At 72.2% G+C, this 14352-nt stretch carries 15 protein-coding genes and 1 pseudogene; 6 read left to right on the forward strand and 10 right to left on the reverse strand.

Features of this window, described 5'->3' with window-relative positions; all coding sequences use genetic code 11:
* Positions 1 to 72: 72 nt before the first annotated feature.
* A complete protein-coding gene (locus ACFZBX_RS05175; protein ID WP_391531597.1) occupies positions 73 to 1332 on the forward strand; it encodes a CynX/NimT family MFS transporter in 1260 nt (419 codons plus the stop codon).
* A gap of 81 nt (positions 1333 to 1413) precedes the next feature.
* Here ACFZBX_RS05175 and ACFZBX_RS05180 read toward each other — a convergent pair whose 3' ends face one another.
* The 5 genes from ACFZBX_RS05180 to ACFZBX_RS05200 form a co-directional block, all read right to left on the reverse strand.
* Positions 1414 to 2133 carry an ABC transporter permease gene (locus ACFZBX_RS05180; RefSeq protein WP_391531598.1) on the reverse strand — a complete coding sequence of 240 codons (720 nt, stop codon included), beginning with the start codon at positions 2131 to 2133 and terminating at the stop codon, positions 1414 to 1416.
* Positions 2134 to 2195: 62 nt separating this feature from the next.
* A complete protein-coding gene (locus ACFZBX_RS05185; protein WP_391531599.1) occupies positions 2196 to 3113 on the reverse strand; it encodes an ABC transporter ATP-binding protein in 918 nt (305 codons plus the stop codon).
* Between the two features lie 9 nt (positions 3114 to 3122).
* Positions 3123 to 4034 carry an ABC transporter permease gene (locus ACFZBX_RS05190; RefSeq protein WP_391531600.1) on the reverse strand — a complete coding sequence of 304 codons (912 nt, stop codon included), beginning with the start codon at positions 4032 to 4034 and terminating at the stop codon, positions 3123 to 3125.
* Positions 4018 to 4986 (reverse strand): ABC transporter ATP-binding protein, encoded by a 969-nt coding sequence (locus ACFZBX_RS05195; RefSeq protein WP_391531601.1) that lies wholly within the window; start codon positions 4984 to 4986, stop codon positions 4018 to 4020. Before ACFZBX_RS05195 ends, ACFZBX_RS05190 begins: the two co-directional genes overlap by 17 nt.
* 155 nt (positions 4987 to 5141) lie before the next feature.
* Positions 5142 to 6029, reverse strand: coding sequence for an LLM class flavin-dependent oxidoreductase (locus ACFZBX_RS05200; protein WP_391531602.1), 888 nt, complete (start codon positions 6027 to 6029; stop codon positions 5142 to 5144).
* An 80-nt stretch (positions 6030 to 6109) separates the two neighbouring features.
* On the opposite strand from ACFZBX_RS05200, the gene ACFZBX_RS05205 reads away from it, so the two are divergent.
* From ACFZBX_RS05205 to ACFZBX_RS05220, 4 genes are all read left to right on the forward strand, one after another.
* Entirely contained in the window at positions 6110 to 6421 is a 312-nt protein-coding gene (locus ACFZBX_RS05205; protein WP_391531603.1) for a hypothetical protein, read from the forward strand.
* 32 nt (positions 6422 to 6453) lie between these two features.
* Positions 6454 to 7698, forward strand: coding sequence for a hypothetical protein (locus ACFZBX_RS05210; protein WP_391531604.1), 1245 nt, complete (start codon positions 6454 to 6456; stop codon positions 7696 to 7698).
* Between the two features lie 488 nt (positions 7699 to 8186).
* The gene (locus tag ACFZBX_RS05215) at positions 8187 to 8468 is read left to right on the forward strand and encodes a hypothetical protein (protein ID WP_391531605.1); all 282 of its coding nucleotides are present in this window, start codon (positions 8187 to 8189) and stop codon (positions 8466 to 8468) included.
* Positions 8465 to 8857, forward strand: coding sequence for a type II toxin-antitoxin system VapC family toxin (locus tag ACFZBX_RS05220; protein WP_391531606.1), 393 nt, complete (start codon positions 8465 to 8467; stop codon positions 8855 to 8857). Before ACFZBX_RS05215 ends, ACFZBX_RS05220 begins: the two co-directional genes overlap by 4 nt.
* A gap of 55 nt (positions 8858 to 8912) precedes the next feature.
* On the opposite strand, the pseudogene ACFZBX_RS05225 reads toward ACFZBX_RS05220, so the two are convergent.
* Both ACFZBX_RS05225 and ACFZBX_RS05230 read right to left on the reverse strand, forming a co-directional pair.
* Positions 8913 to 9149 (reverse strand): annotated as a pseudogene (locus ACFZBX_RS05225) (LLM class flavin-dependent oxidoreductase); the annotation flags it as partial.
* Positions 9150 to 9212: 63 nt separating this feature from the next.
* Positions 9213 to 9401 carry a hypothetical protein gene (locus tag ACFZBX_RS05230; RefSeq protein ID WP_380752390.1) on the reverse strand — a complete coding sequence of 63 codons (189 nt, stop codon included), beginning with the start codon at positions 9399 to 9401 and terminating at the stop codon, positions 9213 to 9215.
* 182 nt (positions 9402 to 9583) lie between these two features.
* Here ACFZBX_RS05230 and ACFZBX_RS05235 point away from each other — a divergent pair, with 182 nt between their 5' ends.
* Positions 9584 to 10423 (forward strand): HAD family hydrolase, encoded by an 840-nt coding sequence (locus ACFZBX_RS05235; protein ID WP_391531607.1) that lies wholly within the window; start codon positions 9584 to 9586, stop codon positions 10421 to 10423.
* Positions 10424 to 10440: 17 nt separating this feature from the next.
* On the opposite strand, the gene ACFZBX_RS05240 is transcribed toward ACFZBX_RS05235, so the two are convergent.
* From ACFZBX_RS05240 to ACFZBX_RS05250, 3 genes are read right to left on the reverse strand one after another with little or no spacing between them, the layout of a single operon-like run.
* On the reverse strand, positions 10441 to 11382 hold the full coding sequence (locus ACFZBX_RS05240; protein ID WP_391531608.1) for a phosphate ABC transporter ATP-binding protein: 942 nt from the start codon (positions 11380 to 11382) through the stop codon (positions 10441 to 10443).
* Between the two features lie 23 nt (positions 11383 to 11405).
* Positions 11406 to 12368: a class E sortase gene (locus tag ACFZBX_RS05245; RefSeq protein ID WP_391531609.1), complete on the reverse strand. Its 963-nt coding sequence runs from the start codon at positions 12366 to 12368 to the stop codon at positions 11406 to 11408.
* Positions 12365 to 14299 carry a substrate-binding domain-containing protein gene (locus ACFZBX_RS05250; RefSeq protein WP_391531610.1) on the reverse strand — a complete coding sequence of 645 codons (1935 nt, stop codon included), beginning with the start codon at positions 14297 to 14299 and terminating at the stop codon, positions 12365 to 12367. The genes ACFZBX_RS05245 and ACFZBX_RS05250 overlap by 4 nt, the downstream gene beginning before the upstream one ends.
* Positions 14300 to 14352: the final 53 nt, after the last annotated feature.

Here is a 14352-nt window from a genome sequence, read left to right on the forward strand (position 1 = left end):
GCCGAGGCCCCCGTTCCCCGCTCCTTGGGCGTGCCCCCGCACGCCCCGAACTCCACGAAGGCAGCACCACCCATGGCCGTCACCCGTACCCAGCAGCCGGTTGCCACCACCGCAGGCTCCGTCGCACTCCCCGTCCGCAGCCGGCTGGCCCATCCCGCGCTGCTGCTGACCGGCATCGTGCTGGTCGCCCTGAACATGCGCGCCTGCCTGGCGGCGGTGTCGCCGATGGTGGCCGAGATCCAGCAGACCTTCGGGCTCTCCGCCACCGCGAGCGGGATGATCACCACCGTGCCGGTGCTCTTCCAGGGCGTCGGCGCCCCGCTCACCCCGCGGCTGACCCGGCGGTTCGGCACCGAGCGGGTGGTGCTGGGCGCGGTGCTGGTGCTCGGCGCGGGCGTCCTGCTGCGGGTGCTGCCGTCGGTGGCGGCGCTGTACGCCGGGTGCGTGGTGATCGGCGTCGCGATCGCCGTGCTGAACGTCTCGATGCCGGGCCTGGTCAAGCGTGAGTTCCCCGGCCGGGCCGCGGCGATGACCGGCGTCTACTCGACCACCATGCTGGTCGGCGCGACGATGGCGGCCGGTCTCTCGGTGCCGCTGGAGCACGCGCTCGGCGGCGGCTGGCAGGCCTCGCTCGGCTCCTGGTCGGTGCTGGCGCTGGTCGCGACGGTGGCCTGGCTGCCGCAGGTGCTGCGGGCGCGGGCCGCCGGCGCTGCCGCGGGCACCGCGGGACCGGCCGCCCCGGCGGCCTCCTCCCGCCCGATCGAGGGCATCTGGCGCTCGCCGCTGGCCTGGCAGATCAGCCTGTTCATGGGCGTCTCGTCGCTGCTGGTCTACACCCTGGTCGCCTGGATGCCGACCATCCTGGCCGACCACGGCATGGACCGCGGCGAGGCCGGCCTGGTCTTCGCCTTCTCCAACCTGGTGCAGGTGACCGGCGCCTTCCTGGTGCCGCTGTTCGCCGGCCGGATGACCAGCCAGCGGGCGCTCGCCGTCTCGATGGCCGCGCTCAACGGCCTCGGCATCGCCGTCCTGCTGATCGCCCCGGTGCCCGGCGCCTGGGTGTCGGCCACCATCCTCGGGGTCGCCCAGGGCGGCTCGCTGGGCCTCGGCCTCGCCTTCATCGTGCTGCGCACCGACAGCGTCGCCGGCGCCGCCCAGCTGGGCGGCATGTCGCAGGCGATCGGCTATCTGGTCGCGGCGGCCGGACCGGTCGGCGCCGGCGCCCTGCACCAGCTGACCGGCGGCTGGACCACTCCGCTGGCGCTGATGCTGGTGCTGGCCGCCGTGGTCGCCGCCGCGGGCTGGGGCGCCGGGCGCAACCGGACGCTCTGACGCCGTCCGCTCGTGCCCGGGCGGGTCCTGTGACCGGGCCGGGCCCGGGCGGGTCCTATGACCGGGCCCTACGACCGGGCCCTACGACTCGTCCGAGGCCAGGGTGAGCCCGGCCAGCCGCACCGAGGCCAGCACGGTCGCCGCCACCGCGACCACCAGCAGCAGCGGCACGGCAGCCCCGAGCGAGACCGCCGAGGTGACCGAGCCCTCGGCGGCCACCGACTCGGCCACCGCCAGGCCCCACTGCTGGACGCTGAGCGTCCGGGCGCCCTCGATGAAGTTGCCGAACAGCGACTCCCACACCAGCGCGTACGCCAGCCCGGCCACCACCGCGTGCCGGGTCACCACGCCGAGCAGCAGGAACAGCGCGCTGTACGCGGCCCCGGAGACCAGCGCGGCGACCGTGTAGCCGAGCGCCAGGCCCTCCTTGGTCCCGTACAGCACCAGCCCGGCGATCAGCATCGGCACCGCCGCGAAGACCCAGGTGGTGCCGATCGCGACCGCCAGCTTGGTGGTGATGATCTTCCACCGCGGCAGCGGCTTGGCCAGCAGGTAGACGATCGAGCCGTCGTCGATCTCGGTGGCGATGGCACCGGTGCCGACGACCAGGCCGAGGATCGGCAGCAGGGTGCCGAGGCCGAGCTTGCCGAGGACGTTCACGACGAGTTCGTGCTTGTCGCCACTGGACCCCGCGGCGATCGCCGAGACGGTCAGCAGCAGGGCGGGGACCACCAGCAGCAGCAGGCCGCGGCGGCGGCCGAACAGGCCGCGCAGCGTCAGCCTGGCGACGGTCGGGTTCATGGTGGGTCGGCCTTCCTGGGGTCCTGGTGGTGGTGGGTTCCGGTCGGCGGGTGGTGCCCGCGCTAGGCGGAGACGAGGTAGGAGAACACGCTCTCCAGCGACTCGTCCGCCGGTGCCACGGTGTACAGCCGGATGCCGGCCCGCTGGGCGACCTTCGGCAGCAGCGTGGTGAACCCCTGGAAGTTCACCGCCTGGACGCGCAGCGCGTTCTCCTGCCGGTCCAGCTCGATGCCGGAGGTCGACGGGTCGGCGATCAGCGCCGCCGCGAGCCGCCGGTCGTCGCTGGAGCGCACCAGGTAGCGGTGCGGGCGGTCGGTCATCAGCCGGCGGATCTTCCGGAAGTCACCGGAGGCGGCGTGCCGTCCGGCCACCACGACCTCGATGTGCCGGGCCAGCTGCTCGACCTCCTCCAGGATGTGCGAGGAGAACAGCACCGTGCGGCCGTCCTCGCCGAACCGTCGCAGCAGGTCCATCAGCTGGAGCCGCTGGCGCGGGTCCATGCCGTTGAACGGCTCGTCCAGCAGCAGCACGGCCGGGTCGTGGACCAGCGCCGAGGCCATCTTGACCCGCTGCTTCATGCCCTTGGAGTAGGTGCCGGTCCGCCGCTCCTGGGCGTACTCCATCTCGACCAGGGCGAGCGCCTTGCGGGCGGCGGCGCCCGGGTGCGCCAGTCCGTGCAGTTCGGCGTTGGCGAGGACGAACTCCCAGCCGGTCAGGTAGTCGTACATCGACTCCCGCTCGGGGACCAGGCCGATCTGCCGGTACACCTGCTGGTTGCGCCAGATCGGCGCGCCGTCCAGGGTCACCGCCCCGCTGGACGGCGCCAGGAAGCCGCTCATCATGTGGATCAGGGTCGACTTCCCGGCCCCGTTGGGCCCCAGCAGGCCGGTGATGCCGGGGCCGATCGCCATACTGACGTCGTTGACGGCGACCACGTTCCCGAACCAGCGGGAGACCTTGTCGATGGTGATGGTGGCCATGACGCCCTCTCAAACGTTCCGGTAGCGGCGCAGCAGCAGCCGGTAGGAGCCGGCCACCATCGCGGCGGCGACGACGGTGAACACCAGCAGGCCGAGCCCGCCCGGCGCGTGGATCCGCTCGACGCCGCTCCCGAGGTCGAAGAGCTCGTTGGTCAGGCTCTCCACCAGCGCGACGGGCGACATCAGCGCCGCCCACTGCGCGGACTCCGGGAGCCCCTCGCCGAAGCCGGCGGAGTCCAGGCTCATCCCGTACACGACCCCGAACACCGTGGCGCTGACCGCGAGGTAGCCCATGATCGCGGCCACTCCGAAGCCGCGCCGCGGGGTGGCGGCGGCGATCACCACCGCGACCGAGGTCGGCACCAGCGCGTAGAGCACCGCGGCCACCAGGCCGTAGAAGAAGTGCTCGGTCTGGTCGCCGAAGTCCAGCTTGATCAGCAGCGAGCCGGCGTACAGCACCACCAGCGGCGCGGTCATCAGCAGCAGCTGCGCGCAGGCCATCGCCCCGAACTTGGCCCGCACGTAGTCGGCGCGGGTGATCGGGCGGGAGAAGTACAGCGGCACGGTGTGGTGGCGCAGGTCCCGGGAGAACAGCACCGGCGCCTGCGAGGCGAGGAAGATCGAGACCACCATCCCGATCGCGCTCAGGTACTGCGCGTAGTCGACCGGCAGTTCGTCGGACGACGTCATCACCGCGACCGCCACGATGATCAGGGCCGGCACGGTGGCCACGCCCAGCACGATCATCGGCAGCACCTTGGACTTGCCGGACCGCCCGAGGCCGTACGCGGCGCGCAGGCTCTGGGTGAACAGCGAGCGGGCGGCGTAGGCCCGGCCGAGCCGGGGGCCGGCGTAGCCGCGGTAGCCGATGTCGTGGATGACGCCGGTGTCGGCCGACCGGGCCTCAGGAGGCAGCGACATCTTCGGTAACCCCCTCGTTCTTCTCCGCGCTCCGCGTGAACAGTTCCGCCACCCGGTGCCGCCGCTCCTCCAGCCGGACCAGCCCGAGCCCGAGGTCCGCGACGGTGTCCCGGATGGTGTCGTAGGTGTCGTCGCCCGCCAGCCGGACCAGCAGGATCCGCACGCCCTCCGCCTCCACCGAGAGCCCCTTCGCCGCCAGCCGCTCGCGCACCGCGGCGCTCGCGTCCAGGGCGTGGTCCTCGGGGTGGTCCGTCACCTCGACCGCCAGGGTGGCCGTCGTACCGGTGAAGGAGGCGGTGGACGAGGAGCGCAGCAGCCTGCCGCCGTCGATCACCACCAGGTGGTCGCAGGTGCGCTCCAGCTCGCCCAGCAGGTGGGTGGTGACCAGCACCGAGATGCCGAAGTCCGTGTACACCCGGCGGATCAGCGCCAGCATGTCGTCCCGGCCGACCGGGTCCAGCCCGTTGGTGGGCTCGTCCAGCAGCACCAGCTTGGGGTCGTGCACCAGCGCCTGCGCCAGCTTCACCCGCTGCTTCATGCCGGTCGAGTAGCCGCCCATCGGGCGGTAGCGCTCCTCGTACAGTCCGACGTGCCGCAGCGTGTCCGCGGTCCGCTCACGCGCCGCGGCGGCCGGCAGCCCGGCCATCCGCGCCATGTGCACCACGAACTCGGTGGCCGAGACGTCGGGCGGCAGGCAGTCGTGCTCCGGCATGTAGCCGACCCGCTCGCGGATCTCCGACCCCTGGGTGGCGATGTCCAGCCCGAGCACCCGCCCGGTTCCGGAGGTCGCCGGGGCCAGGCCCAGCAGGATCTTGATGAGTGTGGACTTGCCCGCCCCGTTCGCCCCCACCAGACCGACCACCCCGGGCTCGACCTCAACGGTCAGCTGATCGAGGGCGGTCACCCGGGGGAACCTCTTGGTGAGGCCGTCCGTCTTGATGACAGTGGACACGCGCTTCAACGTAGTGCCCGCCCGCGCACCCGGTCATGAGCTGCGATGACGACCCCGCCTGCTGCTCCGGTATGACGGCGGCCCGCCCTTCCCCTAGGGGATGCGCCCGTCCCCGGGGGCGGCGGCCGTGACGCGCCGCCGCCCCCGGGTGGCGGTCAGCCCAGCTGGGCGAGGGCCTCGGTGGCGATGCGCTCGAAGACCGCCAGGTCGTTGGCGAAGATCGAGTCGGGGACCGGCCAGTGCACCACGAGTTCGGTGATGCCGAGCTCCCGGTAGGTGCCGGCCCAGTCGACGAACGCGTCCAGCGACTCCAGCGGACGCTCCGCCGTCGAGCCCTGGAGCAGCATCTTCTCCAGCGTCGCGACGTCCCGGCCGCGCTCCGCACAGGCCGCCGTCAGCTTCTCGATCTGCGCCGCGACGACCGCGGGCGCCTGCTCGACCGGCACGTCCGCCGGCGCCTTCGGATCGCCGTACGTCACCCAGCCCTGCCCGTACTCGGCCGCCAGCCGCATCCCGCGCGGCCCGGCGGCGGCGACGTAGAAGGGCGCCCGCGGGCTCTGCACGCAGCCCGGGACGTTCCGCGCCTCGACGGCGGAGTAGTACCGGCCCTCGCTGGTCGTCGCGTCGTTGCGCAGCAGCTCGTCCAGCAGCGGCAGGAACTCGCCGAACCGGTCCGCCCGCTCCTTCGGCGACCACGCCTCCTGCCCGGTCACCGTCGCGTCGAACCCGGTCCCGCCGGCCCCGATCCCCACGGTCAGCCGCCCGCCGGACACGTCGTCGATGGTGAGCAGGTCCTTGGCCAGCGTCACCGGATGCCGGAAGTTCGGCGAGGTCACCAGCGTCCCCAGCCGGATCCGCTCGGTCGCCGCGGCCGCCGCCGTCAGCGTCGGAACGGCGCCGAACCACGGCCCGTCACGGAAGCTCCGCCAGGAGAGGTGGTCATAGGTGTACACGGCGTGGAAGCCCAGGTCCTCGGCCCGCCGCCAGATCTTCTGACCCTCGCCCCACCGGTGGATGGGAAGGATCACGGTACTCAAGCGCATACGGTGACGATACGCGCGCAAACGACGGCGGTTTCGGACCGCCCGCGCGACACCGCGGGTGAGTCGGCTAGCGTGGCGCCGTGGGCACGTTGAGCAGGCGGGAACTGGCCGCGTTGGTCGATGAGGCGACGGTCGACACGTATGACGAGCACGAGCAGGTGTCAGGTCTGTTCGCCGCCGTCGAGGAGAACCTGGTGGTGCCGTTCAGCACTGTGGTGCTGGGCGTCGAGGTGACCGTGCGCAGCGTTGACCTCTCGCCGGACGGCAGGATCGTCGCCCTGTGCACCCGCGGTGAGTACCGGCAGACGATTGGACTGCTGGACCTTCCGTTACCGAAACCGGCTCCGGACGGAGCGGAGTGGGTCGAGGCGTATCGCCACTGGGCACAGTGAGCGCCGGAATCTTCACTAGCGAGAGGGCCCACATGGTTGTCGCCACACGGAGCGAGGACAAGGTGTCGTTGCAGCGCCTGATCGAGCGCAGTGCCGAGCTGAAGGACAAACTCGTCACCTTCGGGCAGAGCGCGCGCTTCGACCGGTGGTTGACTCCCCTCCTGCTGGAAGCAGCAGGTCCTGAGCGGCAGTTGGAGCAGGCCGAGGCGATCCGGATCATCGACCACTTCATCCTGCGGTTCCGTCTGCCGGACGGTTCGACCGTGGTGGACCGGTTCGTCGCCGGGCAGCGGGACCTGACCGAAACCGACCAGGAGATGCTGCTCGGCTGGCGTGACCCGATGGAGGGCATCTTCGAGATCCAGCGCAAGGACGGGGACGCTGTCGTCCTGCTGAACCTGGTCGACGACCTCGAGTACCGCACGTACTCGAACGTCGGGCGGGCGGCCTTCCGCGGAGTTTCCAAGGGCGGATTTCTCCTCACCTGCCTGGTACCCGTCCACCCGGCCGACGGGGCGTGGCTGGTCTCCGGGGCGATGTCGTCCTACCCGAAGTCCAGCGCCACCGAGATCGCCCAGGCCGCACTCCAGTTGGCCACCAGCCACCCCGAACTGGTCTTCCGCAACCCCAAGAAGATCGAACAGGGATGGCAGTCGATGCGGGCGGACCGGGCCGCGTTCATCGCGTACTACGGCGCCGACGAAGTGGTCCTTCCCCCACTCGAAGCCGAGGCGCGGCTCAACGCCTACTACCGGCACCGGCAGGAGGCCGCCGTCGCCGAGCACCCCGAGCGGGTCCGGGGCAGGCGGCTCCCCGGCCTGGCATTCCCGGCCTTCGAACTGCCGCCGGCCCTCGCGGACTCGGACACCATCGGCGTCATCTACGACGAGGTCGACGGGCTCAACTTCTACGCCGACTACGGGATGCTGCGCGACCTCTTCGCCGACCCGGCCCTCGCCGGCCGCAGGCCGTTTCAGGACCTGCTGCGCACGTACCTGCGCGAGGAGTCGATCGCCCCGCTGCCGATCCGCCGCCTCGCCGCCGCCCACCCGGAGACCGTCGACGCGGTATTCCGGAAGCTGCTGCGGAAGCCCGGCTTCACCTGGACCGAGCACGGAGAAGCCCTGCTGCGCCGACGCAAACCCGGGTACTACGCGCAGGAGCCCCGCCCGGGCGTCTCCGTGATCGGCGAGCGACTCAGCGAGCTCGCCGCAGGCGTTCGACGGTCGAAGTCCAGCAGAACACCGCAGGCGCCGTACACCTCCGGTCACTCCTAGGGACGACACGGCGACTCTCAGGGCCTTACTTGCATAAGACGCAAGCCACTCTTCAACTTGCGCAATCCCCTCCACCGGCACTGCTGTCGCTCCTGCGCACGCCGTTCCGGGGAGAGATGCCGACCTGACTGTATCCGCATCCGCAGGAAGAGACCTCGCTCGCCGACATCGCCGTACGTTTCGGCGTCTCGACGGCCACCGCAAGGCGCGAGGCGGAACGGGTGGTCGAGGCAGAACTGGTCACAGAGCGACAGCACGGAAACCTCTGGCTCCTACAGGCCAACGCCACCGGGCGGCTGGCCGGCCCCCTGACCGAGCTGCTCGCACGGTCCTCGGCCCGCCGCCAGATCTTCTGCCCCTCGCCCGCACCGGTGGATGGGAAAGGATCACCGTGCTCCGACCTCTGCGCATCAGTCCTGCGGTGGCCTGAACAAGCCCTTCCAGGCTGACCACCAGCAGCCTCACACATCATGTACTACAGTCGTTCCATGGATACACCGCGTCCTGGCAAGACCCGAGTCACCAGCGTCTCCCTGCGGGCCGAGACGCTGGAAGCGATTCGCGCCCGAGCCGGCAAGCAAGGCGTCTCCTCCTACATCGAGGAGGCCGTGCAGCGACAACTCCAGCGCGAAGCCATCGACGAATACATCAAGGCCGCCGAAGATGATCACGGCCCGGTCGACCCGGCCGAGGTCGCAGCCAAGGCTGAACGCATCCGCGCGCACCATGCCGCTCACCGCGGAGACTCCGCCCCGGCGAACGCCGCGTGAGCGGCACGCTTGTTCTCGACAGCGAGGCTCTCTCGAAGCTGTCCCGGCGGCATCGCGACATGACTGTGTGGTTGGACGTCGCCCGCGCGCTGGATCTTCTGGTCGTGACGAGCGCGGCCACCCTGGTGGAAGCGCGTGACCCCAAGGTGCCGCAGGCAGCGTTCGACCACGCGGTCTCCCTCGCCAAGGTGCGGCCGGTCACGGAGGAGATCGCACGCGGGGCCAGCAAGTTGCTGGTAGCCGAGGGGCTTCACGGTCATAAGTACGCTATCGACGCGATGCTCGCGGCCACCGCGCATGCGGAGCACGGCGATGTGACTGTGGTGACCAGCGACGTCGATGATCTACGCCGCTTGTGTCACCGCCGCATCGCAGTCGAGCCGATCTGACCCACGCGGCACGTTCAATACCTGCTCTACGGCATATCCTCGCAAGTCAGCGTGCGATGGGTGAACGAGGCTTGACCGAGGTCACCAGCGTCCCCAGCCGGATCCGCTCGGTCGCCGCGGCCGCCGCCGTCAGCGTCGGAACGGCGCCGAACCACGGCCCGTCACGGAAGCTCCGCCAGGAGAGGTGGTCGTAGGTGTACACGGCGTGGAAGCCGAGGTCCTCGGCCCGCCGCCAGATCTTCTGCCCCTCGCCCCACCGGTGGATGGGAAGGATCACCGTGCTCAGTCGCATGGCCCGACCCTATGCGGGCACGGGGGGCCGCAGTGGCGGGCGACTCGCCGGGGAGGGGGGTGGTCAGGGGTGCGGGCGCTGGGCGGGGAGGTGGAGGGGGTGGGCAGGGGTGGTGCGGCGGGCGAGGTCGGCGAGGGTCTCGAAGAGGATGTCGCCGATCAGCACGGGTTCGCGGGAGGCCGGTGGGGCCTCCTCCTCGGGGAGGGGCGCGGGCTCGATCTCGATCTCGTCTGGGACCTGGCGAGTTCGCATGGCTCTTCCTGCCGACGGGGTGGCCGAGGGGGTTCTGCCCGGTCGGCGGGGGCGGGACACCCCGGAAGCGGGCGGATCGGCCGGAAGTGGCGCAGCGGGGGCCGAAACGCGTCGCGGTGATCGCGGCGGGGCCCCGGGGCGGGGCGTGCGGGCGTGGTTCGGCGGTGGGCGAAGATGGAGCGGTGACCACACCGCGCACCGCTCCCCCGACCCGGCTGATCGCCACCGACCTGGACGGCACCCTGCTCTGCTCCGGCGGCACCGTCAGCGAGCGCACCGCCGCCGCCCTGGCCGCCGCCGAGGCGGCCGGGATCCAGGTGGTGTTCGTGACCGGCCGGCCGCCGCGCTGGATGCAGCAGGTGAGCGCGCACATCGGGGGCCACGGGGTGGCGATCTGCTCGAACGGCGGCGCCGTGGTGGACGTGCGGCGCGGCGCGCTGCTGGAGTCGTTCCCGCTGGCGGCGGAGGACGCGCTCGCGGTGGTGGGGCGGCTGCGGGCCAGGCTGCCGGGCACCGCGTTCGCCTTCGAGTACCCGGCCGGGTTCGCCCGCGAGCCCGGGTACGAGGTGCGGATGTGGGGGCAGGACGAGAACCACCCGGTCGGGCCGGCGGAGGAGCTGCTCGGCCCGGGCGGCCCGGTGCGCGGGCTGTTCAAGCTGCTCGCCAAGCACCCGGACCTGGAGCCGGACAAGCTGCTCACCCAGGCCAGGGAGGCCGCCGCGGGGCTCGCCGAGATCACCCGCTCGGCGCCGATACCGCTGCTGGAGATCAGCGCGCCCGGCGTCACCAAGGCCAGCACGCTGGCCCGCTGGTGCGCCGGGCGGGGGATCGACCGGAGCGAGGTGGTGGCCTTCGGCGACATGCCGAACGACCTGGAGATGCTGGCCTGGGCCGGCACCGCGTACGCCGTCGCGAACGCCCATCCGCAGGTGCTGGCGGCGGTGCCGCTGCACACCGTGAGCAATGAGCAGGACGGCGTCGCCGCGGTGCTGGAGGAGATCCTCCGGCACCGCGGCGAGTAGGACGGGTCCGGGCCGGATCAGCCGAAGCGGCCGTTGACGTAGTCCGAGGTCCGCTGGTCGTGCGGGGAGTTGAACACCTGCTCGGTCGGCCCGGCCTCGACGATCCGGCCGGGCGTGTCGTGCGTCGCCAGGAAGAACGCGCAGGACTGCGAGACGCGCTGCGCCTGCTGCATGTTGTGGGTGACGATCACGATGGTGAGCCGGCCGCGCAGTTCGGCGATGGTCTCCTCGACCCGGCGGGTCGAGGTCGGGTCCAGCGCCGAACAGGGCTCGTCCATCAGCAGGATGTCCGGCTCGACGGCCAGCGAGCGCGCGATGCACAGGCGCTGCTGCTGGCCGCCGGAGAGCGAGCCGCCCGGCGTGTCGAGCCGGGTGGCGACCTCCTCCCAGAGGCCGGCGCGGCGCAGGCTGGTCTCCACCAGGTGCTCGCGCTCGTCCCTGGACACCTTGATCCCGGCGAGCTTGAGCCCGCTGGAGACGTTGTCCTTGATGGACATCGCCGGGAACGGGTTGGGCCGCTGGAACACCATGCCGATCCGGCGCCGCACCTCGGCGGGGCGCCGGCCGGGCCGGTAGACGTCGTCGCCGTCCAGCAGCACCTCGCCGGAGAGCGCGGCCCCGCGGATCATCTCGTGCATCCGGTTGAGGATCCGCAGGTAGGTGGACTTGCCGCAGCCGGACGGGCCGATCAGCGCGGTCACCTCGCCGGCCGGCATGGCGAGCGAGACCCGCTCCAGCACCTTGCGGGAGCCGAACCAGGCGGAGACGTCGCGGGTCTCCAGCCCGGCCAGGACGGGCTCCTGGTCGTAGCCGTCGTAGTGCGCGTCCTGCGGGTACAGCAGGTGCCGGCCGTCCTGCCCGTGGCCGCCGGCCGGGGGGACGGCGGGCAGGGTCATCGTGGTCTCGTCGGCCCCCGGGGCCTGGTCGTGCGACAGGTCGGTCATCGGTGCATCCGTCATCGGTACGGTCCTCCGGGCGCGCTTCAGTAGAGGTTGGGCAGCAGGGCGGCGGCGTTCTCGTAGACCGCCCAGAGCAGCGCGCCGATCACCGGCGCGAGGCTGAGGTAGGCGGCCGAGCGGCGCCAGTACCGGGCCAGCACGACGACGGCGGTCACCGCTCCGAGCAGGGCCAGCGACCACAGCTGCAGTGCGCCCAGGGCGCTCTTGTCGGCGGCCAGCGCCTTGTCGTACGGCGTACCGGCGGGGCGGCCGCCGGGGTTGGGCTGCGGGTCGCCGTCCAGCCGGGCGCCGACCAGCACGGTCGAGCGCGGGGCGAGGTCGGAGTCCCCGGTGACCAGCACCAGCCGGTTGCGGGCCGGGTCCACGATCGGGTGGTCGCCGTCGCCGTACACGTTGACGGTGTAGGTGAACCTGCCCTGTCCGGTGGTGGCCTCGATCTTGTCGCCCACCCGGAGCTTGGCCAGGTCGCCGAACGGCGCGCCGAAGGTCGTGCCGCGGCCGAACAGCACCGCGACGCCGGTCTGGCCGGGCAGCGCGGTGTCGCGGCGGTGGCCGGGGCCCTTCATGAGGTCCCGGCCGGTGGTGCCCTCGACCACGACCACCTGGTGCAGCCCGATCGCCGGGATGTCCAGCAGTGCGACGGGGGCGCCGTCCGCGGCCTTGCCGGTCGGCGCGGTCGCCTTGCCCAGTTGGTCCCGGAAGGTCTTGTAGGACGTCGACTGGAAGTGCTGCTGCTGGAGGTGCGAGAGGGTGAACAGGTAGCCGACGAAGCCCAGGGTGAGCGCGGCCAGCAGGCTCACCGCCCAGGCGCCCTGGAGGAAGCGGGTGCGTCCGGCGGTCCGGCCGGTGCCGCCGTCGGATCCGCCGCCCGGCTTGGGCTCCTTCCCGGCGGCGGGGGCCGCCGCCGGACCGGCCTGGCCGGCCGGCGCGGACGCGGAAGCGGGCCGGGCGGCGGAGGCCGGCTTCTCCAGCGCCGGGGCGGTCACGACCGGCCGCCGGTGTTGGTGCGGCGGCGCAGCAGGCGGCGGCCGAGCAGCGGCGGGACGATCACGACGGCGAGCAGTTCGAGCGCCGTCAGGACGGTCAGCGTCCAGTCCTCGGGGCGTCCGCCGACCTCCACCACATTGGCCGCCACCTCGGTGGAGCCGCCGCCGGTGCGGGCACGGGCGACCACCTGGCCGGTCTGGGGGTCGACGACCTGCTCGGCGGCCTGCTCCTCACCGGCCGCGGCGCCGTCGGCGGCGGCCGGGTCGACGGCCGCGGGGTCGGCGGCCGGGTCGGCCGCCGCGGCTCCGGCGGCTCCGCCGTCAGCCGCGCCGCCGGTCCCGCCGGTACCCGCCCCGCCGGAACCGCCGGAGGCCGAACCCGCGCCGCCGGTGGCGGCGTTGGAGCCGTTGGCCGCTCCGGTGGTGCCGGTGGCCTTGCCTCCGGTGGTGGCGTTGGCCGCCTTGCCGCCGGCCGCGCCGTTGCCGCCGGTCGACGCGGCGGCGCCCGCGCCGGCGCCGCCGGAACCCGCACCGCCGGTGCCGCCGGTGCCGCCGGAGCCGCTGCCCCCGGTGGCGGCCGAGCCGCCGCCGCCGGAGGCGCCGGAGCCCGAGCCGCCCGAGCCGCCGCCGTTGACGCAGTCGAGCGGGGTGCCCTTGGCGTCGCAGGGGTTGGGCTGCGGGGCGTTGGTGAGGACGGTCAGCTCACCGGCGGCGTTGAAGGTCGGATTGTCGCAGTTCGCCAGCGAGTTGGGGTCGACCGGGCTGGCGTTGCCGGGGATGTGCTGGGTCTGCAGCATGCCGCCGCGGACCAGGTTGCGCGGGATCGGCGAGTACCCGAGGTCGTCGGCCTTGCCCTGGCCGGCGCAGAGCACGTACGAGATGAAGCGGCTGAGCGCGCTGCCCTTCTCGTCGTTGAAGCGCGGCGGGACCGGCAGCGCCGCGCCCTTGCGCGGCACGATCAGGTAGCTGTAGCTGGAGATCGGGTAGGACCTCGGGTCGTTCATGGTGTAGACGCCGTCGAGGTTCTGCTGGAGGTAGTTCGGGTCGTCCGGCGAGGTGTTGTCGTCGACGCCGCGGATCCGGGCGGCGGTCAGCGCCACGGCGACGTTGGACGCGGTGGGGAGCGAGTAGTAGCCGGCCGGGTTGAGCACCTTGACGACCGGCCAGTTGCTGCCCTTGGCGAAGGCGTACTCGTCGTAGCCGATGGTGCCGGCGCCGGAGGCGCCCATGATGTAGTTGGCGACGACGTCCGAGCCGTTCTGCGCGGCCATCCGGCCCGCCTTGGGGAAGAACTCGGTGTAGTCGCCGCAGCCGACGCCGTTGACGCTGCGGCAGTACGCCTCCCACTCGGCCTGGTGGGTGTGCTGCATCCACCGGGTGAACTGCGCGGTGGCGCCCGAGCCGTCCGAACGGATGACCGGGGTGATCGGGATCGACGGGAGGGCCTTGCCGTAGTCGGCGGTGATCTTCGGGTCGTTCCAGTTGGTGATCTTGTTGGTGAAGATGCCGACGATGGTGTCCGGCGACAGCCGCAGGTCCCTCACCTGCTTGTTGCCGATGGTGAGGTTGTACATGAACGCGGTGCCGCCGGCGGTGATCGGGACGTAGGAGTACCCGTACACGGGGTTCTCGATGTTGCCCGCGCCGCCCTGGTGGCCGCCGCTGCCGAGGCCGGTGTCCTCCTTGGTGCGGAACGGCACGTCGGAGGCGGTGAAGTCGTTCTGTCCGATGGACCACTGGTTGCGGCCGGCGGCCGAACCCGTCGCACTGAAGTTGATCTTGATGCCCTGCGGGTTGACGTCATTGCGCCACTGGTCGATGGCCGGGCCGGCCCAGCTCGACCCGTCGGCGTTCAGCGAGGTGGCCGCGAACGCCGGGGTGCTCTGGCCCAGCAGCAGCGAGGCCGCGGCGAGGGACAGGGTCAGCAACATGGCGAAGGTGCGTGCCACGGGGCGGCTTGCGGCCTCCCACGACATGGGAACTC

This window comes from Kitasatospora sp. NPDC008115 (genome assembly GCF_042957205.1).
Lineage (GTDB): Bacteria > Actinomycetota > Actinomycetes > Streptomycetales > Streptomycetaceae > Kitasatospora.

What these genes read in the sequence shown, in the direction of transcription:
- ACFZBX_RS05180 (WP_391531598.1), bottom strand. Translation starts at nt 2,133, where the DNA reads ATGAACCCGACCGTCGCCAGGCTGACGCTGCGCGGCCTGTTCGGCCGC.
- ACFZBX_RS05200 (WP_391531602.1), bottom strand. Translation starts at nt 6,029, where the DNA reads ATGCGCTTGAGTACCGTGATCCTTCCCATCCACCGGTGGGGCGAGGGT.
- ACFZBX_RS05185 (WP_391531599.1), bottom strand. Translation starts at nt 3,113, where the DNA reads ATGGCCACCATCACCATCGACAAGGTCTCCCGCTGGTTCGGGAACGTG.
- ACFZBX_RS05240 (WP_391531608.1), bottom strand. Translation starts at nt 11,382, where the DNA reads ATGACGGATGCACCGATGACCGACCTGTCGCACGACCAGGCCCCGGGG.
- ACFZBX_RS05210 (WP_391531604.1), top strand. Translation starts at nt 6,454, where the DNA reads ATGGTTGTCGCCACACGGAGCGAGGACAAGGTGTCGTTGCAGCGCCTG.
- ACFZBX_RS05190 (WP_391531600.1), bottom strand. Translation starts at nt 4,034, where the DNA reads ATGTCGCTGCCTCCTGAGGCCCGGTCGGCCGACACCGGCGTCATCCAC.
- ACFZBX_RS05230 (WP_380752390.1), bottom strand. Translation starts at nt 9,401, where the DNA reads ATGCGAACTCGCCAGGTCCCAGACGAGATCGAGATCGAGCCCGCGCCC.
- ACFZBX_RS05250 (WP_391531610.1), bottom strand. Translation starts at nt 14,299, where the DNA reads ATGTTGCTGACCCTGTCCCTCGCCGCGGCCTCGCTGCTGCTGGGCCAG.
- ACFZBX_RS05175 (WP_391531597.1), top strand. Translation starts at nt 73, where the DNA reads ATGGCCGTCACCCGTACCCAGCAGCCGGTTGCCACCACCGCAGGCTCC.
- ACFZBX_RS05215 (WP_391531605.1), top strand. Translation starts at nt 8,187, where the DNA reads ATGGATACACCGCGTCCTGGCAAGACCCGAGTCACCAGCGTCTCCCTG.